At 53.8% G+C, this 20,027-nt stretch carries 18 protein-coding genes; 6 read left to right on the top strand and 12 right to left on the bottom strand.

Features of this window, described 5'->3' with window-relative positions:
* Positions 1–1,449: a HAMP domain-containing sensor histidine kinase gene (locus tag DKB62_RS07400; protein ID WP_107195632.1), complete on the top strand. Its 1,449-nt coding sequence runs from the start codon at positions 1–3 to the stop codon at positions 1,447–1,449.
* Positions 1,433–2,068 carry a response regulator transcription factor gene (locus DKB62_RS07395; protein WP_162860299.1) on the top strand — a complete coding sequence of 212 codons (636 nt, stop codon included), beginning with the start codon at positions 1,433–1,435 and terminating at the stop codon, positions 2,066–2,068. The genes DKB62_RS07400 and DKB62_RS07395 overlap by 17 nt, the downstream gene beginning before the upstream one ends.
* Positions 2,069–2,149: 81 nt before the next feature.
* Here the strand turns inward: DKB62_RS07395 and DKB62_RS07390 are convergent, their stop codons facing one another.
* The 4 genes from DKB62_RS07390 to DKB62_RS07375 all read right to left on the bottom strand — a co-directional run bounded on the left by DKB62_RS07390 (position 2,150) and on the right by DKB62_RS07375 (position 6,019).
* Positions 2,150–3,085 (bottom strand): C40 family peptidase, encoded by a 936-nt coding sequence (locus tag DKB62_RS07390; protein ID WP_232818754.1) that lies wholly within the window; start codon positions 3,083–3,085, stop codon positions 2,150–2,152.
* Positions 3,086–3,370: 285 nt separating this feature from the next.
* Positions 3,371–4,381, bottom strand: a complete 1,011-nt coding sequence (locus DKB62_RS07385; protein WP_087478588.1) for a GGGtGRT protein — start codon at positions 4,379–4,381, stop codon at positions 3,371–3,373.
* Positions 4,382–4,393: 12 nt separating this feature from the next.
* Positions 4,394–5,086 (bottom strand): iron-sulfur cluster assembly scaffold protein, encoded by a 693-nt coding sequence (locus tag DKB62_RS07380; protein WP_095629074.1) that lies wholly within the window; start codon positions 5,084–5,086, stop codon positions 4,394–4,396.
* Positions 5,087–5,143: 57 nt separating this feature from the next.
* Entirely contained in the window at positions 5,144–6,019 is an 876-nt protein-coding gene (locus tag DKB62_RS07375; protein WP_107195631.1) for a LysR family transcriptional regulator, read from the bottom strand.
* Positions 6,020–6,363: 344 nt separating this feature from the next.
* Here DKB62_RS07375 and DKB62_RS07370 point away from each other — a divergent pair, with 344 nt between their 5' ends.
* From DKB62_RS07370 to DKB62_RS07355, 4 genes are all read left to right on the top strand, one after another.
* Positions 6,364–6,843 carry a hypothetical protein gene (locus DKB62_RS07370; RefSeq protein ID WP_107195630.1) on the top strand — a complete coding sequence of 160 codons (480 nt, stop codon included), beginning with the start codon at positions 6,364–6,366 and terminating at the stop codon, positions 6,841–6,843.
* Positions 6,844–6,983: 140 nt separating this feature from the next.
* On the top strand, positions 6,984–7,781 hold the full coding sequence (locus DKB62_RS07365) for a hypothetical protein (RefSeq protein ID WP_107195629.1): 798 nt from the start codon (positions 6,984–6,986) through the stop codon (positions 7,779–7,781).
* Positions 7,782–7,790: 9 nt separating this feature from the next.
* Positions 7,791–8,897: an ATP-binding protein gene (locus tag DKB62_RS07360; protein WP_107195628.1), complete on the top strand. Its 1,107-nt coding sequence runs from the start codon at positions 7,791–7,793 to the stop codon at positions 8,895–8,897.
* A gap of 4 nt (positions 8,898–8,901) precedes the next feature.
* The gene (locus tag DKB62_RS07355; protein WP_107195627.1) at positions 8,902–10,308 is read left to right on the top strand and encodes a vWA domain-containing protein; all 1,407 of its coding nucleotides are present in this window, start codon (positions 8,902–8,904) and stop codon (positions 10,306–10,308) included.
* Between the two features lie 88 nt (positions 10,309–10,396).
* Here the strand turns inward: DKB62_RS07355 and DKB62_RS07350 are convergent, their stop codons facing one another.
* The 8 genes from DKB62_RS07350 to DKB62_RS07315 form a co-directional block, all read right to left on the bottom strand.
* Positions 10,397–11,545: an iron-containing alcohol dehydrogenase gene (locus tag DKB62_RS07350; protein ID WP_107195626.1), complete on the bottom strand. Its 1,149-nt coding sequence runs from the start codon at positions 11,543–11,545 to the stop codon at positions 10,397–10,399.
* 11 nt (positions 11,546–11,556) lie between these two features.
* Positions 11,557–12,840 (bottom strand): dicarboxylate/amino acid:cation symporter, encoded by a 1,284-nt coding sequence (locus tag DKB62_RS07345; protein ID WP_107195625.1) that lies wholly within the window; start codon positions 12,838–12,840, stop codon positions 11,557–11,559.
* A 20-nt stretch (positions 12,841–12,860) separates the two neighbouring features.
* The gene (locus DKB62_RS07340; RefSeq protein ID WP_107195624.1) at positions 12,861–14,069 is read right to left on the bottom strand and encodes an aminotransferase-like domain-containing protein; all 1,209 of its coding nucleotides are present in this window, start codon (positions 14,067–14,069) and stop codon (positions 12,861–12,863) included.
* A 13-nt stretch (positions 14,070–14,082) separates the two neighbouring features.
* A complete protein-coding gene (gene dapA / locus DKB62_RS07335) occupies positions 14,083–14,964 on the bottom strand; it encodes a 4-hydroxy-tetrahydrodipicolinate synthase (RefSeq protein WP_107195623.1) in 882 nt (293 codons plus the stop codon).
* A gap of 24 nt (positions 14,965–14,988) precedes the next feature.
* Positions 14,989–15,972 (bottom strand): 4-hydroxythreonine-4-phosphate dehydrogenase PdxA, encoded by a 984-nt coding sequence (pdxA, locus tag DKB62_RS07330; protein ID WP_107195622.1) that lies wholly within the window; start codon positions 15,970–15,972, stop codon positions 14,989–14,991.
* 339 nt (positions 15,973–16,311) lie between these two features.
* Positions 16,312–17,520, bottom strand: a complete 1,209-nt coding sequence (locus DKB62_RS07325) for a four-carbon acid sugar kinase family protein (protein WP_107195621.1) — start codon at positions 17,518–17,520, stop codon at positions 16,312–16,314.
* 12 nt (positions 17,521–17,532) lie between these two features.
* Complete coding sequence (locus tag DKB62_RS07320; RefSeq protein ID WP_095629068.1) at positions 17,533–18,300, bottom strand: DeoR/GlpR family DNA-binding transcription regulator; 768 nt, start codon at positions 18,298–18,300, stop codon at positions 17,533–17,535.
* Positions 18,301–18,470: 170 nt separating this feature from the next.
* On the bottom strand, positions 18,471–19,877 hold the full coding sequence (locus DKB62_RS07315) for a Na+/H+ antiporter NhaC family protein (protein WP_107195637.1): 1,407 nt from the start codon (positions 19,875–19,877) through the stop codon (positions 18,471–18,473).
* Positions 19,878–20,027 lie beyond the last annotated feature (150 nt).

Here is a 20,027-nt window from a genome sequence, read left to right as displayed (position 1 = left end):
ATGAGAAATTACAGTTTGTACGTAAAATTTAACGCCCTCATCGTCGGCACCATCTTCATCTGCGGCCTGCTCATCGGCAGCCTCCTGCTGTACACGACGAGCTCCGAAATGGAGCGGGAGCTCGACAAGTCGGGCGTCGAAATCGGCCAGACCATGAGCGCCGTCATCAGCAGCGACATTCTCCTGGACGACCGGTTTTCCATGACGGAGCGGCTCATGCAGATTCAGTCCCTGAACGACCAGATCCGCTACATCATCGTCTTCCACCCCAACGGCCAGATTTTAGCCAGCACCTTTACGAACGGCATCCCCAAGGGCCTGCCCCTGGTGCGGGAGCCGAAGCCCGGCGTCACCGTAGATACGATGACCTTCGACAGCAACGAAGGGTACATCCGCGAAGTGCTCTGCCCCATCGACAACGGCCTGGTCGGATATTTCCGCATCGGCTTGTCGGAAAAGACCATGACACAGGTCATGCAGCGCCGCTTTCTGGAAATGATCGTCCTCATCATCCTCATTTGCCTCGCTTCTTCATGGCTGGCTACGCGTTACGCCCGCAGCTTCCTCAAGCCGATCCAGCAGATGGCCGCCGCCGTGCGCCAGCTGGGACGGGGCAATTATCAGGTAAAGGTACCGGAAAAGACGCCTGACGACGTAGGCCGCCTGGCCCGGGCCTTCAACACCCTGTCGTTGCGCCTGTCTGCCCGCGAGCAGGAAAACTCACGCCTGCTCCAGGCCCTGCAGGAAAAGGAAAAAATGCGGATGTGGCTCATCAGCCAGCTCTTTTCGGCCCGCGAAGACGAGCGGCGGCGTATTTCCCGGGAGCTCCATGACGAGACGAGCCAGTCCATGGTCACCATGCTGGCCTATCTGCGCATCATCATGGATAAGACAAGCGACGCCGACGCCAAGGAGCTACTGTGCGGCGTCCGCGACCTGATGAAGGACACCCTGGAAGGGCTGCGCCACCTGGCCGTCAACCTGCACCCGCCCCTGCTCGACGACCTGGGCCTCATCGTCGCCATGGAAAAATACCTCGACACGTTCCGCCGCGCCCAGCCGCACATTCACATTTCCTTTTCCCAAAGCGGCGATTTTTCCCACCTGTCCCATCCGATTTCCCTCTTGTGCTACCGCCTGATGCAGGAAGCCCTGACCAACATCGTCCGCCATTCCCAGGCCGATGCGGTAGATATTACAATCAAAACCGACGACGAGACCCTGACCCTGTCTATTACGGACAACGGCGTCGGCTTCAGCGAAGATACGCTGGAGCAGGCCCGCCTCGACAACCACCTGGGCATCGTCAGCATGCGCGAACGGGCGGAGCTGCTCAACGGCCATTTTTATATCGACAGCTACCCCAACGACGGCACGTGCATCGTCATTACCTTGCCGCTGAAAGATTCATCTGACGAAGGAGGCGTCTCCCATGACCAAACCGATTAACATACTGCTCGCCGACGACCACCGCATCCTGCGCACGGGCCTCAAGCTGCTCCTGTCGTCCCAAGGCGATTTTCACGTCGCCGCCGAGGCCTCCAACGGCCGCGAGGTACTGGACATCTTAAAAACGACGCCTGTCGACGTCGTCCTGCTCGATCTGTCCATGCCGGTCATGAGCGGCCTCGACTGCCTGAAGGAAATCAAACGGCGCGGCCTGGCCGTCAAAATACTGGTCCTCACCATGTACAGCGAGCAGCAGTACATCAAGGAGGTCATGACCCAGGAGGCCGACGGCTACATCTGCAAGGACGCCATCGACACGGAGCTGTTCCAGGCCCTGCGCACCGTCATGAGCGGCCGCCGCTACCTCAGCGACAAGGACGCCCACACCCTCTTAAACAGCCTCATCGACCCGCCGAAGGACCCCGTCGACCTGTCGGCCCGCGAGCGGGAAGTCCTGACCTACCTCGTCCACGGCTATTCCCTGGCGGCCATCGCCGATACGCTCCACATTTCCATCAAGACCGTATCGACGTACAAGTCGCGGCTCATGCAGAAGCTGGGCTGCACGACGAAATCAGAGCTCGTCGACTACGCCTTAGCCCATAAACTGCTGAAATGACAAAACGCGCCCTTCTGTACCAGATAACTCTATCTGGCGCAGAAGGGCGCGCTGTATGTTGCCATATGAAATTCGTGCGGTTTATCCGTTGATGACCCGTTTGGCTCCTACGTAGCGGGACGCCCAGTAGCGGCTGTTGAGGTCGGCTACGCTGACGCCGTCGTTGGAGGCGTTGATAAACTGGCTGTCGCCGATGTAGATGCCTACGTGGGAAATGCCCGGTTCATACGTCGAGAAGAATACCAGGTCGCCGGGCTGGAGGTTGGACATAGATACGTCGCTGCCGACGCTGTACTGTTCGTCGGCGCAGCGGGGCAGGCTGATGCCTACGGCCGAATAGACGTAGCGCGTAAAGCCTGAGCAGTCGAAGCCCGACGGCGTAGAACCGCCGAAGACGTAGGGCACGCCCTTATACTGGTTGGCGATACCCAGGAGCTGCTTGGCGAGGCGGGAGTTAGCAGTGCCCGTCGCGCTGCCGTAGCCGCCGTTTCCGAAGCGGCGCAGGGGGCCGCCGGGCAGCGCTTCCCCTGTCAGGGCGTAGAATGTCGCCTTGCCGACGACGCCGTCTACGTCGAGGCCGTTGTCAGCCTGGAATTTGCGGACGGCCTGTTCCGTGCCAACGCCGAAGACGCCGTCTACGTCGAGGTTATAGCCCTTATTGGCCAAGGCCTGCTGGACGACGCTGATGGCGTTGTCCGCCGTGACCAGAGGGAACATGAGGTTTTCTTTCCCCTTGTTTTTAATCGCTTTTTTTTCAATAAAGTGGCTGCTCACGTTTTCCGGCATAGCCGCTCCCATGAGCGCTTCGTAGGTCTGAGCGCCGACGATGCCGTCTACGTCCAGGCCGTGCCGTTCCTGAAAGGCCTTGACGGCTTCCTTCGTCCCCGTGCCGTAATCGCCGTCGACGGCGATGTCGCTGCCGTTGCGGACTAAGGCGTTTTGAATCGCCACGATCTGATCGCCCCGGTCACCGGGATGAAACGTCGCGCCGACAACCGATACAGAAGTCATCATCATGAAACATATCATAGCTGCAATTTTTTTTCTCGTCTTCATCGAATACCCCATTTCACTACTACGTCATTACCGTTTACATCTTGTCTTATTAGCAGGTTATATATGATTTCACAAGAAACAAGCTATCCGCAACAGACCGAAACGCATCTTGCCGGATAGCCTTTTGTCGCTTTATATATTTTTGTCGGGATATATTATATCACAATACTACAGGAGCGTCAAAAAACGCAGCTTCCCGATTGGGAAACTGCGTTTTGCACTTTGCGAATATGAGGCAATGCCGAATTAGAATTTGCCTTCCTTGGCTGCGCCTTCTACGGCTACGGCGACAGCGACGGACGCGCCGACCATGGGGTTGTTGCCCATGCCGAGGAAGCCCATCATTTCTACGTGAGCCGGTACGGAAGACGAGCCGGCAAACTGAGCGTCAGAGTGCATGCGGCCCATCGTATCGGTCATGCCGTACGAAGCCGGACCGGCAGCCATGTTGTCCGGATGGAGCGTGCGGCCCGTACCGCCGCCGGAAGCGACGGAGAAGTACTTCTTGCCCATTTCGACGCATTCTTTCTTGTACGTGCCGGCAACGGGATGCTGGAAGCGGGTCGGGTTCGTCGAGTTGCCCGTAATGGATACGTCGACGCCTTCGTGATGCATGATAGCCACGCCTTCGCGGACGTCGTCGGCGCCGAAGCAGCGGACGTTGGCCCGTTCACCCTTGGAATAGGGGATTTCGCGGACGATGTGGAGTTCGCCCGTTCCGTAATCAAACTGGGTCTGTACGTACGTAAAGCCGTTGATGCGGGAAATAATCTGGGCAGCGTCCTTGCCGAGGCCGTTCAGGATAACCCGCAGGGGCACCTTGCGGGCCTTGTTGGCGTTGCGGACGATGCCGATAGCGCCTTCAGCGGCGGCGAAGGATTCGTGGCCGGCAAGGAAGCAGAAGCACTGCGTTTCGTCCTGGAGCAGCATAGCCGCCAGGTTGCCGTGGCCGAGGCCTACCTTGCGGTCGTCGGCGACGGAGCCGGGAATACAGAAGGCCTGCAGGCCTTCGCCGATAGCTTTCGCCGCTTCTACAGCCGTGCGGGCGTTCTTCTTGATGGCGATGGCCGCGCCTACCGTATAGGCCCAGCCGGCGTTTTCAAAGGCGATAGGCTGAACGGTCTTTACGATCTGATACGGATCGATGCCTGCGGCGGCGCAGATGTCGCGGCATTCTTCCACGCTGCCGATGCCGTATTCTTTCAGCACGCCGAGGATTTTATCTATTCTTCTGTCGTAGCTTTCAAACAATTCCATGATGAGCCCTCCTTATTCTTTTCTCGGATCGATATACGAAGCTGCTTCGTCAAAGCGGCCGTAATGGCCTTTGGCGTCTTCCATGGCCTGCGCCGGTTCTACGCCTTTTTTGATAGCGTCCATCATCTTGCCGAGGTGGATGAATTCATAGCCGATGACCTGGTTTTCTTCGTCGAGAGCCATGCGGGTGACATAGCCTTCGGTCATTTCCAGATAGCGCGTGCCCTTGGCTTTCGTGCCGAGCATCGTGCCGACCTGGCTGCGCAGGCCCTTGCCCAAATCTTCCAGGCTGGCGCCGATGGGAAGGCCGCCTTCGGAGAAGGCCGTCTGCGTGCGGCCGTATACGATCTGCAGGAAGAGCTGGCGCATAGCTACGTTGATAGCGTCGCATACCAAGTCGGTATTCAGCGCTTCGAGGAGCGTCTTGCCCGGCAGGATTTCCGAAGCCATCGCTGCCGAATGGGTCATGCCGGAGCAGCCGAGGGTTTCTACGAGGGCTTCTTCGATGATGCCGTCCTTTACGTTCAGCGTCAGCTTGCAGGCGCCCTGCTGAGGAGCGCACCAGCCTACGCCGTGAGTCAGACCGCTGATATCCTTAATTTCTTTGACCTGCACCCATTTGCCTTCTTCAGGAATCGGTGCCGGGCCGTGATACGCGCCCTTTTTTACGGGACACATATTCTTTACTTCTGTCGAATATAACATGATATTTCACCCTTTCAGAAAACATAACTACTACATCATGAATCAGCGACGCGTCCCTCAGCCTTTGAGCTGATTGTACATCTGCCGGAACATCGCGCTGTACATACTGCCTTTACGCCACAAAAACGTCACGGCGTGGGTAACGGAAAAATCGCGGATGGCGATTTCTTTGAGCCGTCCGTCGTTTACTTCCTGCCGCACGGACTTTTCATATAAAAAGGCAACGCCGCAGTTGCGGCACGTCAGTCCCTTTACGGCCTGGGGGCTCCCTACTTCATGGCGAAGGGGGAAATCGGAAATCGTCAGGCTGTGCTCGGCCAGGCTCCGTTCCAGGAGCTCCCGGGTGCCGGCGCTTTTTTCCCTGACGATGAGCCGATAGCGCATCAAGTCGGCCAAAGACATTTCCGACGGCGCGTCGTAATCGGGCCCGCATACGGCGATGAGCGGCTCGTTGGAAAACAGCAGCGTTTCGTACTGGTCCTGGTCGAAGAACCCTTCGACGATGGCAAAATCAATAATCCCCTCGTCGACGGCTTTCAGCAGCTTGTCCGTATCGGCAATCTTCATCCGGATGTTCACGTCGGCGTGCTCGTGGAGGAAATCGGCCAGGCGGTCGATGATCTCGAATTCGCCGATCGTGTGGGTCGCCCCAAAGGCGACGGATTTATTGTTTTGCTGCAGGTCCTGCAGGCGCTGCTTGAGCATGACGTTGTCATGGCTGATCGTCGTCGCCGCGTTGAGCAGTATTTGACCGGCCTGGGTCAGTTCCAGCCGCTTGCCCGTGTAGTCGAACAATTTAGTCTGGTACTCTTTTTCCAAATGCCGGATATGCTGCGATACGGCAGGCTGCGTAATCTGCAATTCGGCGGCAGCCTTCGTATAATTCATGTAGCGGCAAACGCATAAAAATGTATGGATACGAAAATCTAACATATGAACCAATCCTTTCCCGTATACTACAATATGGTCATCAAGAACTCCATTCAACATTACGGATTTACGTTTTCCATAGGAGTATTTTATGATATTTTCCTTGATTCCGCAAGTGGAATACGGCTGAAAACGCCTTAGTTATCGGGACTGATGCGTTCCCACGCAGACGTTTACAATACCTTGCCATTATATCTATTCTTTATATATTTTTCAATATATTTCTTCCATTTTCCCGCCGGGCGCTGCCATGCCCCGACCGTTTCCGACGTTGCGTTTCTTCTGGAGTATGGTACAATATGTACAATTCTCTTATACTATACGCTCTGAAGAAAGGATGAAGCCCTATGAAAAAACTTCTCTCCCTCTTATCCCTGTCGTTCCTGCTCCTAGCTGGTTCCGCTACGTCCCAGGCTATGGATTCGGACACGCTGCTCCAGTCGCCCGACCGCTACCGCGTCGTCAGCGCCCAGAACGACAGCGTCGTCTACGTCGATATCAATACCATTCAGGCCATTCAGACCATGGATTATCCCAACAGCCTCGAAAACCTGTCCTGCACCCTCTACGTCGAAACGTATGCCGACCCCTTAGACGCCGAAGCCTATCAATCGGGCCGGCTGATTCGCCAGATCAACGAATACAAGGCGTCGTTCCACGCCAATAAGCGGGAGCAGTCCTATTCCTTCGACAGCACCCTGACCGGCGTATACGCGCCGGACGGCCAGTCCTTCTACGTCAATACATCCGGTGATCCCCTCCGCCTCCGCGACGTCATGGGGACGTTCATCAACATCCACCGCGCGGCGGCGCTGATACGGAAATAAGCCGCCCTTAGCAGCAGGCCCAACGCATTTTTCAAAATGTAGTTGCAGGCCTGTTTTTTTTTGTTTAATATAATCATGTATGGGCCTTACCATACGCCCATTGTATTGTTTTATAGTATATGAAGAAAAGGAAGCGTTCTATGGAAACTGAAAAATACATGAAGATGATACGGAACAACCCCTACGTCATCGCTCGCATAGAAAACCCGACCGACGCTATGAAGCTCCTCGCCGTCCAGACCAACGGCCTGGCCCTCCAGTACATCGACAATCCGACGCGGGAGATGGAAGAAGCGGCCATCGCCAATACGGCGCGGGCTATCCAGTTCATCGACAATCCGCCGGAAGACCTGCTGCTCCATGCCGTGCAGAGCGGCTGGAACAACCTGGCCTACGTGGAAAACCCGTCGCCGGCCCTCATTCAGGCGGCTCTCTCCCAGTCGGGATGGGCTATCCGCTACATCCCCAATCCCAGCGAAGAGCTGCAGCTGCAGGCCGTGCGCAAGAATTACGACGCCGTAAAATACATCAAGAACCCCAGCGCAGCTGTTCAGGAAGCGGCCATCGCCGAAAACTATGAGGCCCTGCGCTATATCGAGTCCCCGGCCCCGTCGGCAGTCTTCGCCGCCGTCCAGAAGGCCGAGCAGGCCGTCCTGCTCCTCTCCCATCCGACGAAGGAACAAATGCTGTCCTTCTTCGCCCTCAACCCGATGGTCATGAAATACGTGCCCAAGGACTGCGTTATCAGCCGGGACGAGCTCAAAGAGGTGCTGCGGCGCGTCCTGTCTCAAGACGACGTATCGGAGCCGTACGTCCGCGCCTTTATCAACTGCAGCGCCCTGGACATGAGCCCCGTCGACAAGGTCCTGTTCGTCGACCAGTGGGGCAGCGCCAAGGCCAAAAAAATCACCGTAGACGAAAAATTAACCATAAAATAGGAGACTATCATGAATTTTATCGACACCTTACGAAGCGTAGAATTAGTCCTGGCCGCCGGCGAAGTGCCCCTTCTCGTCGGCGAGACCGGCATCGGCAAGACCTCCCTGGCTCACCAGCTGGCGGAAAAACACGGCTGGACCCTCATCAATATCGACGGCAACCTCCTGAAGGAGGGGGAAATCGGCGGCCTGCCGACGATTGAAACCTACACGCGCCGCGACGACGCGGGACAGACCGTCGAAGAAAAGACGACGGTCTACGCCGTCCATCATAAGCTGCGGGCCATCGACGAAGTCATCGCCACCGGCGGCACCGTACTGCTGTTTATCGACGAAATCAACCGCTGCGAGCACGCCGTGCAGCAGGAATTGATGAACCTCATCCTCAACAGGGAAATCAACGGCTACGTCCTGTCGAAGGACGTGCGCATCGTCGCCGCCATGAACCCGGCAGACTCATACGACTACGAAGCCGTCGCCATGGATGCCGCCCAGGAAAACCGCTTCGTCTGGCTGTATATGGAAGCGGACTACCTGCAGTGGCTGGACTGGGCCGCCGACGCCGGCATCGACCCGAAGGTCATGGAATTTATTTCCACCTTCCCGGAATACCTGGATAAACACAACGACGGCGACATCAACGCCACGCCGCGCAGCTACGAGCGCATTTCCGACCTCTACAAGCTCTACACGCAGCAGGGCGACGTGCCGAAGGCTGTATTCTTCAACGTCATCCGCGGCAACGTGGGCAAGCTCATCGCCGAAGAATTCGTAAACTTCATCGAATCGGACGCCCAGCCCCTCATCGGCTACGACGACGTGTTCTCCGGCCCGGCCCTGAACCCGTCCCTGGCAGAGCGCGTCGCCGGCGAAAGCCACACGCGCCTGTACCTGGCGGCCAAGAACATCCTCCGCCGCCTGGACGATGTCATAGACGACGGCCAGGCCGACGAAGCGATAGACCGCCTCATGGAATACCTGTCCCTCTATCCCGTCGATCTCCTCATCGGCATCATGAAGGACATCAAGGCCACGAACGAACGGGTCTACGCCTACGCTATCGAAAACGCCAATTTCGTCGACGCCTACTTCAAGGCGTACCGCCCTATCAGGTGATCCTATGGAACACAATCTGACCGTCGAAGCCATCCTGCTGTACCAAAAAGCCTCCCTCGTCGCCGACGACCTGCGGAAGCAGCAAAACCAGGGAACCCGGCCTCCCGTCCCAAGGGCCTTCGCCAGGGAATTTTTCGCCTTCATCGACAGGCTGAACCTGCGCCTCATGGAGGACAAGGACAATTTCTTCGGCTATTTCCTGTTTCAAATGGGCAAGGAAATCCGCTTCAGCATCGCCGACGCCACCAGCGTCACCTTCAAAGGCACGCGGTATATCCTCTATTTCAACCCCCTCATCTTCCTCGCCCTGTCGCCGGAGCAGATGGAAACGTCCATCAAGCACCAAATCCTGCACGTCGTCTCCATGCACCTCGTCCGTGCCAAAGAGCTGAAGGGCAGCTACAGCAAGCAGGCCATTAACCTGGCCATGGACGTCGTCGTTAATACCTACCTGGACCATTTGCCGCCCTTTTCCACGACCATCGACTGGGTCAACATCAACTTCGACCTCCTGCTGACGCCGTTCGAGTCCTTCGAATACTACGTGGAAAAAATACAGACGGCCCTGGATCTGCGGACGGACAAAAAAGACGCCATTGAAGAAGGGAGCCGCCGCGACGAAACCATCGCCGTGTCCTACAGTCCCGACCAGACTCACGACGCCTGGGACGAATCGGACGACATAGACGAACAAACCCTGCGGAAGTTTACGGCTAAATACATCGATTCGGCCCACAAGGGCCAGCTCTCCAACTATTTGGAAAGCATGATTTCCGCCCTGAAAGCGGAAGACGAAGACCTGCCCTGGCACTGGTACCTGAAAAAACTGGTCGGCTCCATCGCCAGCGGCAAGAAAAAGACGACGGCCCGGCGCAACCGCCGCCAGCCGGAACGGCTGGACCTGCCCGGCCACCTGCGGGCCCACGTGGCCAGGCTCATCGTCGCCGTCGACATCAGCGGCAGCATCAGCGACAGCGAGTTCAAGCAGGCCATGCAGGAAGTCTTCCACATCGTCCGCAACTATAAGCACGACATCACCCTCATCGAATGCGACGACGAAATCCGCCGCGTCTATCAAGTCCGCGAGCTGGCCGACATCAAAAACCGCCTCGACGTCCGAGGCGGCACGTCCTACTCGCCGGTCTTCCAATACGCCAACGAGGCCAAGGACACCGACCTCCTCATCTACTTCACCGACGGCAAGGGCGAAACCAAGCTCGCCGAGCCGCCGCGAGGCTATAAAGTCCTGTGGGTCCTCTCCGGCCGCGGCGAAACCCTGTCCGTACAGGAGCCCTGGGGCCTCGTAAAAAAACTAAAAGCCATCAAAGCAGAATACGACCCGGCCCTGGACTTCGACAACGTAGAACGGGGCGGCTTCTCCATGAACAATCAGGAGAGCATGCATTTATAACAAAAAAACGGTAATTCCCTGTCACAGGAATTACCGTTTTTTTTTGTTACTGTATTATCGCTTGGGAGGCTATGATATTAAAGTCTTTTTAAAACAACTTATTATATAAGTATCGAATATCGTCCAGGCTCAGTTCCTTGCAGTTGTTTACCAAAAGGCGCTGCTGCTGGCTGCCGGCCTCTACGAGGAAATCAATATCTTCTTTCTTTACGCCTAATTCTTCCAGATTGGTCGGAATCTGTACTTTGGCAACGATGTCCTTGATTTCCGAAATGATGTAATCTGCCTTCGCTTCGACCGTTTCAGCGTACTTTTCCGGGTACACGGCATCGCAGAGAAGAGCCAGGCGGTCGGCGCAGGCGTCCTTATTGAACTCCATGACGTGGGCGAAGAGGATAGCGTTCGACACGCCGTGGGGAATATGATATTTCCCGCCTAGCGGATAAGACAAGGCGTGGACGGCTGTCGTGCCGGAGCCGGTAATGGCGATGCCGCCGTAATATGCGCCGATGAGCAGCTCCGTCTTCGCTTTCATATTATCGGCGTCGGCATAGGCTTCGCGAATGTTGCGGAATATCTTGCGCGCCCCTTCCTTTGCATAGGTGTCGCTGAGAATCGTCGCCTTTTTAGACGTAAAGCATTCGACGACATGCGCCAAGGCGTCTACGCCCGTAGAGGCCACAATCTTCGGCGGCAGCCCGTGAATCATGGCCGCATCCAAAATAACGTAGTCGGGAATCATGCAGGTATTGACGATGCCCTGCTTGGATTGCTGTTCCGGCACGGCGACGATAGAATTGCACGTCGCTTCCGAGCCAGTGCCGCAAGTCGTAGGAATCATGAGCGACTTGATGTACTTCTTAGCAATCGTCGGGTCCTTTAAGAGATCGCGGACGCCGTAGTCGGCGCCGATGACGATGCTGGCCAATTTCGCCGCATCCATGACGCTGCCGCCGCCGACGCCGATAATCAGGTCAATACGGCTGTCTTCGACTTCGGCGATGACCCGCTCTACATCCTGATAGGAAGGCTCCGTCGCCAAATCGTCGATGACAGTCAAGGCCACGTCTGCACAAAGAGCTTCAATCGGGGCCGTCAAGCCCGTACTGCGAATCCCCTTATCCGTAAACAATAAGACGGAAGAAACCCCTTCTTTTTCTATAATCTCTGAAATCTTTTCAATACTTCCCGGGCCGGCATACGTAACGCCGGGAATCGTTAACTGGCATTGATTCATCGTGTTCCTCCTCAATTGAAGTCAATCTTCCTACTCATGTCATAATAAACTGCTTCGTTTAATTCGCCTTCAGAACGACCTACAACGCAAGTGCAAACAGAATCCCCCATGACATTTAGTACGGTTTTGAACATATCGGTAAAGCGGTCAATACCAACAATGATAGCAATCGCATCCAACGGAAAGCCTACCGACGAAAGCACGGTCAGCAGCGTAACCATAACTACGCCAGGCATACCGGGCGAACCGATTGTCCCTAACGTAGCCGTAATAACAATGGTAATAATCATAGAGGCCGTCAGTTCAATTCCATATAACTGCGCCACAAACATCGCTGTCATCCCCTGCATAATAGCGCTGCCATCCATATTTACCGTAGCACCAAGAGGAATAGTAAAGGAAGATATCTTATTCGACACGCCCAAATTATCACATAGCTTTAAGGAATAAGGGATACTGATATTAGACGACGTAGTGGAAAAGGGAATAATTGCCATTTGAGAGAATTTTCTCAAATAGGGGATAGGACTGACTTTTGCTCCAAACTTTAACAGCGGAATATAAACGATAATCCCAAATAGAACAAATAAGAAAATTTCACAAACAGCATACTTAGCCAAGGCAAAAATGACTGCATATCCCGCCGTTACAACCGTCTTAGCCATCAGGCAAAAAACGCCGATAGGAGTTAACTGCATGACGATATCAACAACTTTGGTCATGATAGCATAAGACGAATCAACGACGTCTTTAACCGGTTTAGCCTTTTCTTGAATTAAACTGATAACAACGCCGATCAATGTGGCAAATAAGACAACATGTATCATGTCCCCTTTAGCTAAGGACGCAAAGATGTTGGAAGGCAGCATATTCAGCAATACGTTTACAAAAGATATGGACGTAGCTTTAGCTGCGGCAGTTTCTTCCAGCGAAATAGTTCCCATATCGACGCCGCTGCCGGGCTGCAGTATGATGCCACCTAAAATACCAAAGGCAGACGCTACGATTTCAAAGACAACGTATAACATTAATATTTTAGAACCTACGCGGCCTACCTGTTTTACGTCAGTCGCCGAAGACATTCCCACAATCAACGAACAAAATACGAAGGGAATGATGGTCATCTTTAATAACGTTAAATACGCTTTTCCAATAAATTCGAATACCCCATTGACCAAGAATTCGTCTCGAATCATTCCCGGCGGAATTTGTACTAATACCGCGCCTAATAATAACCCTAATCCTACGCCAATCAAAGATTTAGTCCCAAGGGACATTTTCTTTTTACTTGTCATCAGTCACACCCTCTTTTCCCCTATTTACGGGCTTCCATATAAGATTTTATCAGCGTTCCTAATTCGGCAATTTTCGTTTGGATAACGTCCGTATCCAGCGTCGCAAAATTCAGCCGCATCGTATTGAGTCCCTTTTCCCCTACGCAAAAGAACGTTCCCGGCACATATGCAATATTTTTGCTAAAAACATAATCAAACATTTGCAGCGTATCAATAGACGGATTTAATTCCAACCACATGAATAATCCGCCTTCCGGCACGACCACTTTCGTATCTTCAGGGAAATAGGTTTTAACAGCCTGCAACATGCAGTCTCTGCGTTCTTTGTATATGCCTTGAATCGTAGCTAAATGCTCATCAAAATTATAGTTGTACAGATATCCGTATACTTGTCTTTGCGCAATATTGTTAACCTGCAAGTCATCCCTCATTTTCATATATACTAATTTTGTAATGCTTTCTTCGTCTGCAACGATCCAACCTACACGAAGTCCCGGAGCAATCGTTTTAGAAAAAGATCCCGCATATATCACTCTGTTATATTTATCGAAGGATTTGACAGCTGGCATAATGTTACCAGTAAACGAAATGAGACTGTACGGCGCATCTTCATAAATATATGTATCGTATTTTTCTGCCAGTTCTACAATTTGTTTGCGTTTTTCGACCGACATACTGCGGCCGCTGGGATTTTGAAAGTCGGGAATCAGATAAATAAATTTTACGGTATTTCCTCTTAAAACGGCTTCTAATTCCTCTAAATTAATACCGTCGTCATCCATATGAACGCCGATTACAGTCGGGTTATAAGCTTTTATACTGTCAATGGCTCCTACATATGTCGGTGTCTCACATACAACGCAATCTCCGTCTTCAATCAGCCCTTTGGATATATAGTTGAGGCCCTGTTGAGACCCGCAAGTAATGAAGACATTTTTAAAAGTAATATTCGTTACATCAAATTTCTCTTTCATCAAGCGGGCAATCTCTTCTCGTAAAGGAGTATATCCATCTGATGCCGCATATTGAATTACTTCTCCACCTTCTTCTTGGAAGGCTTTAACTGTAATTTCTTCCAATTCCTTTACAGGGAATAAATCCGGCGCCGGCAATCCCCCGGCAAAAGAATCAATTTTGATTCCTTGGCTTGCCTTATCTCTAATTTTTGCAGTAATACTGCGAATTGCCGACGGAGTTAAAGAATCGAGATACGTGCTGGAAATAGACATGATGAATCACTCCTTACTCATACAGTTTGAATACTTCTTTAAGCGCTTGTACTATACTGGGATCCGTACAATTTAACGGTTGCCGGGCCGGCCCTACGTTGTAGCCTCTCATGTTGACGGCTAATTTAACGACCGAGTTGGGATTGCCCATCTGCATGACGTTGCGGAAGGCGCGGATTTTCTTCTGCGATTCGTTCGCTTTTTCCATGTCGCCTGCTTCCCAATAGTTGTAAATGCTGACCATCAATTCGGGGAAGACGTTGGAGCAGCCCGAGATGGCTCCCGTACCGCCAGCCATGAGGGTCCACAGGATGAGAGAATCGCTGCCGGCTAATACACACAAGCGCGGATCCGTATTTTCGATATATTTGAGCATGTTGTCGAAGTTGCCGCTCGAGTCCTTAATGCCGATGATGTTTTCATATGCCGCCAGCTGCTTCACCGTTTTATATTCGATAGAATTTCCCGTCCGGGCTGGAATATTGTACAGGAGAATAGGCATATCTACGCTCTTGGCAATGGCGCTGTAGTGCTCGATGAGATCGCCCTGAGAGGCCTTTGCGAAGTACGGCGTGATGATGGACAAACAGTCTACGCCGCCCATAGCCTGTACAGCTTTGGACAATTCAATCGTTTCTTTCGTCGTCACGCAGCCCGTACCGGCGTAAACGGGAACGCGGCCGTCGACGGCTTCTACAGCAGCTTCGATGATTTCCAATTTTTCTTTGGCCGTAAAGGCGTAAAATTCACCGTTCGTCCCCAAAGGGAAAATACCGTGAACTCCCGCTTCAATCAAATGGTTAATAAAAGATTGATATTCTAATTTATTAAACGCTTCTGCCTCTGTCAATGCAGTAACTACCGGTGTAATAAGCCCTTTCGCTTTAAACGCCATTCTATCCCCTCCCTCAAGATCATCTTATTGTGTAATAAAGTTTTTTCCTAAATCCAAGGCGTACAGCATGCTTTCTTCGTTGGCGATTCCCTTTCCGGCAATATCGAAGGCCGTGCCGTGGTCGACAGACGTGCGGATGATCGGCAGGCCCAGGGTGACGTTGACGCCCGAATCAAAGGCCATCATCTTCACGGGGATATGTCCCTGGTCATGGTACATGGCCACGACGATGTCGTATACGCCCTTATGGGCCTTTAAGAATACCGTGTCCGGCGATACGGGCCCGTCTACGCAAAGGCCTTCCTGCTTCGCAGCTTCAATGGCCGGCGTGATTTCTTCAATTTCTTCCCGGCCGAAGATACCTGCTTCCCCGCTGTGCGGATTGAGCCCGGCGACGGCAATTCGCGGCGACGGTTTTCCCAGCCGCTTCATGGCGTCGTCGGCTAAATGGATGCATTCGAGGACGCGGGCCTTCGTCGCCCTGTCGCAGGCTTCCCGCAGGGAACAGTGCGTCGAAACGTGGACGACGGACATCGTTTCGCACCAGAGCATCATCGTATACGTCTGAGTGCCGGTCAGCGTCGCGAATATTTCCGTGTGGCCGTCGAAGTTATGGCCGCCCTTGTGAAGGGCTTCCTTATTGAGCGGCGCCGTCGTGACGACGCTGATATCGCCTTTCATGGCGTCGTCGATAGCCCGGGCGATATACTGATACGCGCCGTCGCCGGCGGCGGCAGATACCTGACCGATTTTAAAGTCCTTTCCCACTTCCAACTCTACGACGGAAATGACGTTGATACAGCCCGGTTTGAAATCTCCCACGCTGTCGATACGCGCCAAGGGCGTCTTCATCTTCAGCGCGTCATGATAGTATTTCAACACGCCGTAGCTGCCGTAAATCACCGTAGATTGCTGATATTCATGATGATATTCCAGAGCTTTTAACGATATTTCAGGGCCGATACCGGCAGGATCGCCCATCGTAATGCCGACAAATTTTGCTGCCAAGACAGCTCCTCCTTCCACAAAGCAACAGATATGCAAGTTTTATGTTGTTTTGTTTTGTTTATTTTTGTTGCTTTTATTATAAATTTCAACGCCCTATAAGTCAATACAAAAGTCATATCGACGGCATGCTTTTTTATCATGTGCCGCAACGGCCGATACGCCGCAACATTTCAGCCTGTACGGCTATTTTAGTTCATGATTCTGAACTGCTGAATACGTCTGCATTATGATATTTTAACATGACCAAAACACAAACAAACATATTCAAACAAAAAGGCTGCGAAATGAAGATTCTTTCTCCATTCCGCAGCTTTTTCGTTCATTTAGGCTTTATGTTCTTTACAGCATTCGCAAGCGCTGCATGCAGGCCCATATGTCCGCCTTGCTGCCGAAGGCCCCGGCTTTCGTGACGACAGCCATGCTGTCCCATGGGCCGCCGCAAAGTCGTCCCTGCACAAATCCCGGCAGGATTTCCTGCTGAATATGCGAGCCTGCGCACTGCAGGGCCTGAATGACGGCGATCGCCGTGTCTCCGCCAGTCAGGAACAATCCCGCCGCGTCGGCCTTCTGCAGCAGCTGCGGGACGGCCTCGCTCAGGGTGCGCTTCGTACATTCGGCTAAGGCATCCGTCGACAAGCCGATCCGCTTTCCATAAGCGACGAAGTCTTCATAATCCTGCCGGCAGGCCGCCGCCGTAACGACGACATCCGTACCGCTCTGCAGGAACGCCGCCGCCTGAGCAAGCTCTTCCCGTATGCTGCCGGTCTGATGAGCCTTCGCCATGTCGATGCGAATGACAGGCACGCCCTGGGCCCGGCAATAGGCGATTTGCTCCATCGTCTTGCCGCTGATGCTGCCGACGATGGCGACGGCCGGTTTCGGCGGATACAGGACGTTCAGCAAGGCTTCCGCCAAGCCGGCGGAACCAATCCACAGGATCCGGCGGCCCGAATCTACGGCCTGCCGGGCGATATACGTCAAATGGTCCGGCGACACGGCGTCAAAGGTATAGGCTCCTGCGCCAATGCGCACGGTCTCTCCTTCTAAATCGGACACGGCATAATGACGAACCGATCCCGTACAGGGCTCCAGCAGCTCGGCAATATTATCGCACTCCAGCGGATTGCGCGGGTCCTTGGCGATTTCCGTATCCAGCAGCGCCGTTCCCTGCACATACAGTCGCTTCCCCTGCACCCATCGTCCCTGGGCCGGATAGGACGGCGCGAAAAGAATCGTTTCCGGCTCATAGGCGTCTATAGCAGCCCGGACTTCTTCCCGTATATGGCCGCGCAGGGTAGAATCCACCTTTTTGTACAAATAGCGGCAGCCGCCGGAAGCCATGACGGCCTGTACGGCGCCAAAGACCTTGTCGTACGCTTCCTGGGGCGATACGACACGGCTCTCCGTATCGACGACGAGGCTGTCTTCGCTGCCGGCAACCTGCGCCGCATCCAATAGCACTCGCACGGGAATCCCCTTCTTGCAGATCTGGACGCCCGTGTCGTTCGCGCCGGTAAAATCGTCGGCAATTACAACAAATTCATGCATGCTATCCCTCCGTTACACGTGTATAAACGTCACGTTATGCTCTTGAAACAGCTTTTCTTCCTCCGGCTCCAGGACGTAATCGCTGATGACCACATCCATGGCCCAGATATCAAAAATATAATGCAGCTTGTGCTTTTTGAACTTGGAATGATCCGCCGCCAGCACGGTCTTGTCAGCGGCTTCCACGCAGGCCCGCTTCAAATCAATTTTCTGGGCGTTGGCCGTCATGACCCGCCAATCAGGCGTCACGGCCTGGGTCCCCAGGAAGTTCAAATCGAAATGCATCTGCCGGACCATGTTCGTAGCCAAGGCGCCGCAGGTCGAACCCGATTCTTCGTCGACGTAGCCGCCCAGCATAATCACGTCCAGCCCCGCCGCCGGCATCAATACCTGGGCGATGGCCAGGTCGTTCGTGACGACGGTCAGCCCGTCCCAGCGCTTCTTGGCGATCAATTCAGCCAATTCGTAATTCGTCGTCCCAGCGTCTAGGTAAATGCTCATGGACGATTCGATGAGCGGCAAGGCGGCTTCTGCAATCTGCCGCTTTTCTTGTATCCGCACCAGCTTGCGGTTGTGATACGTCGCTTCCTTGATTAGCGATTCCGTCAGCACGGCTCCGCCGTGACTCTTTTCCACCAATCCGTTGTCTTCCAGCAGCTGCAAGTCCCTTCGTATGGTCATCGTCGTGACGCCGAGCTGCTGCGCCAGCTCGTTTACTGCCACGGCCTTGTTCTTATACAGTTCGTCCAGAATGAACTGCCGTCGTTCTACAGGCAGCATGGGTACTCCTCCTTTAGGGTATATAGCCTAGATTTCTAAATTTTATGTTTTTATTTGTTCTTTTATGTTACTCATTATAGCAAAGTATTCTTTTTTCGGTCAACTAGTTCACACAGAAAAAACCTGCCCCCGGCAATACGAGGGCAGGTCTGCACGAACGTCCTATGAAATTACAGAGCCGACTTGCTCTGCGGCTTCCCCGTTTCAAAGTTCCACGGGTCTTTCTTGATAAAGCCGTCAGAAAAGGGGATGAAAACCGAGACGATAGCTGAAATGGCTAAGAGGTAAATGAACCAGGCGTAGGGGATGACTTCCAGCGGCGAGACTCTGCCGGCGGCGAAGCTGGTCACAATGAGCATCTGGGCGCCGTAGGGGATGAGGCCCTGGAAGATGGAGGAAAAGGTGCTGAGCAACGCGGCGCTGCGGCGCGGGTCGACGCGGAAGGTACAGCAGATTCCCTTGGCGACTTCGCCGTTGATGATGATGGCCACGGTATTGTTGGCCAGGGCGATGTCCGTAATGGACACGAGGGCCGAAATCCCCAGCTCGGCCGAATTCTTCCCGTGGATAAAGCGCTGCACCCGGTCCAGCAGGAAGGCGATGCCGCCGGCGCGGCTGACCATTTCCGCCAGGCCGCCGGTGAATAAGGACAGGAGGAAAATGTCGCTCATGCTGAGGAAGCCCTTATATATGGCCTGGGCAAAGGACAAGGGAGCCAGCGCGCCGTACCACAGGCCGATGGCTCCGGCCAGGAAAATACCGCCTACGAGGACGACGAACACGTTCACGCCCATGACGGCCGTCACCAGCACGGCGATATACGGCAAGACCTTGATCCAGTCGAATTCGTAAGGCCCCGACGTCGCGCCGGCTCCCGATTCGCCGAAGGCGATGAGTAAGATGACCGTAATGACTGCCGGCGCTAAGGTCAGCCAGAAATTCAGCTTGAACTTGTCCTTCATTTCGCAGCCCTGAGTCCGCGTCGACGCGATGGTCGTGTCGGAAATGATGGACAGGTTGTCGCCCAGCATGATGCCGCCGATAACGCAGCCCATGATAAAGGGCAGGGAAATGCCCGCCTTGTCGGCGACAGCAATGGCGATGGGCCCGACGGCGGCGGCGCTGCCGCAGGACGTGCCCGTAGCCGTCGCGATGAAGCCGGAAATGATGAAAATCCCTGCAGCCAAGTATTCTGCCGGAATATAGGTCAACCCCAGGTTGACCGTCGAGTCCAGACAGCCGCTGGCATTGCACACGGCGGCAAAGCCCCCGGCCAGCAGGTAGATAATGCACATGATGAGGATGTTCGAATCGCCGCAGCCCCGGACGAAGGTCTCAAACTTCTCGTCAAAGCTCCCCGTCAGCAAGACGAAGGCGGCCATGACGCCGATAATCGCTGCCAGCGGCGCCGGGAACTGATAAAAGGCCATTTCCGCCCCTTGATATTCCAAGATGACGCCGCAGCCTAAATACACGATGACAAAGATGGCGAAGGGAATCAGTGCCTTTCCGCTCGGCTCGACGGCGGATTGGCGAAGCAGCTTTTTCCCCGTTTTGATTTCTTCCTTAATATCCATGTATTCGCTCCTTCCTGTATAAAAATAATCAAACTCTTCACGCAAGATATACATACGTCCGCGGCATATGTATTTTTCCTTCATGATACCATGAACGGCGGCAAACAAAAAATATATATCCGTAACAGTATTCCATAGATATTTTATATG

The sequence above is a fragment of the Megasphaera stantonii genome (assembly GCF_003367905.1).
GTDB classification, from domain to species: domain Bacteria; phylum Bacillota; class Negativicutes; order Veillonellales; family Megasphaeraceae; genus Megasphaera; species Megasphaera stantonii.
The sequence above is the reverse complement of the archived record's forward strand: the minus strand, read 5'-3'. Positions and strand labels throughout refer to the sequence as shown.

Excerpts from the sequence above, each read along its gene's own strand:
- dapA (WP_107195623.1), bottom strand. The coding sequence starts at position 14,964 with ATGGCGTTTAAAGCGAAAGGGCTTATTACACCGGTAGTTACTGCATTG.
- DKB62_RS07375 (WP_107195631.1), bottom strand. The coding sequence starts at position 6,019 with ATGTTAGATTTTCGTATCCATACATTTTTATGCGTTTGCCGCTACATG.
- DKB62_RS07350 (WP_107195626.1), bottom strand. The coding sequence starts at position 11,545 with ATGAATCAATGCCAGTTAACGATTCCCGGCGTTACGTATGCCGGCCCG.
- DKB62_RS07390 (WP_232818754.1), bottom strand. The coding sequence starts at position 3,085 with ATGATGATGACTTCTGTATCGGTTGTCGGCGCGACGTTTCATCCCGGT.
- DKB62_RS07370 (WP_107195630.1), top strand. The coding sequence starts at position 6,364 with ATGAAAAAACTTCTCTCCCTCTTATCCCTGTCGTTCCTGCTCCTAGCT.
- DKB62_RS07355 (WP_107195627.1), top strand. The coding sequence starts at position 8,902 with ATGGAACACAATCTGACCGTCGAAGCCATCCTGCTGTACCAAAAAGCC.
- DKB62_RS07320 (WP_095629068.1), bottom strand. The coding sequence starts at position 18,300 with ATGCTGCCTGTAGAACGACGGCAGTTCATTCTGGACGAACTGTATAAG.
- DKB62_RS07340 (WP_107195624.1), bottom strand. The coding sequence starts at position 14,069 with ATGTCTATTTCCAGCACGTATCTCGATTCTTTAACTCCGTCGGCAATT.
- DKB62_RS07380 (WP_095629074.1), bottom strand. The coding sequence starts at position 5,086 with ATGTTATATTCGACAGAAGTAAAGAATATGTGTCCCGTAAAAAAGGGC.
- DKB62_RS07400 (WP_107195632.1), top strand. The coding sequence starts at position 1 with ATGAGAAATTACAGTTTGTACGTAAAATTTAACGCCCTCATCGTCGGC.
- DKB62_RS07395 (WP_162860299.1), top strand. The coding sequence starts at position 1,433 with ATGACCAAACCGATTAACATACTGCTCGCCGACGACCACCGCATCCTG.
- DKB62_RS07325 (WP_107195621.1), bottom strand. The coding sequence starts at position 17,520 with ATGCATGAATTTGTTGTAATTGCCGACGATTTTACCGGCGCGAACGAC.
- DKB62_RS07365 (WP_107195629.1), top strand. The coding sequence starts at position 6,984 with ATGGAAACTGAAAAATACATGAAGATGATACGGAACAACCCCTACGTC.
- DKB62_RS07385 (WP_087478588.1), bottom strand. The coding sequence starts at position 4,381 with ATGGAATTGTTTGAAAGCTACGACAGAAGAATAGATAAAATCCTCGGC.
- DKB62_RS07360 (WP_107195628.1), top strand. The coding sequence starts at position 7,791 with ATGAATTTTATCGACACCTTACGAAGCGTAGAATTAGTCCTGGCCGCC.
- DKB62_RS07345 (WP_107195625.1), bottom strand. The coding sequence starts at position 12,840 with ATGACAAGTAAAAAGAAAATGTCCCTTGGGACTAAATCTTTGATTGGC.
- DKB62_RS07315 (WP_107195637.1), bottom strand. The coding sequence starts at position 19,877 with ATGGATATTAAGGAAGAAATCAAAACGGGGAAAAAGCTGCTTCGCCAA.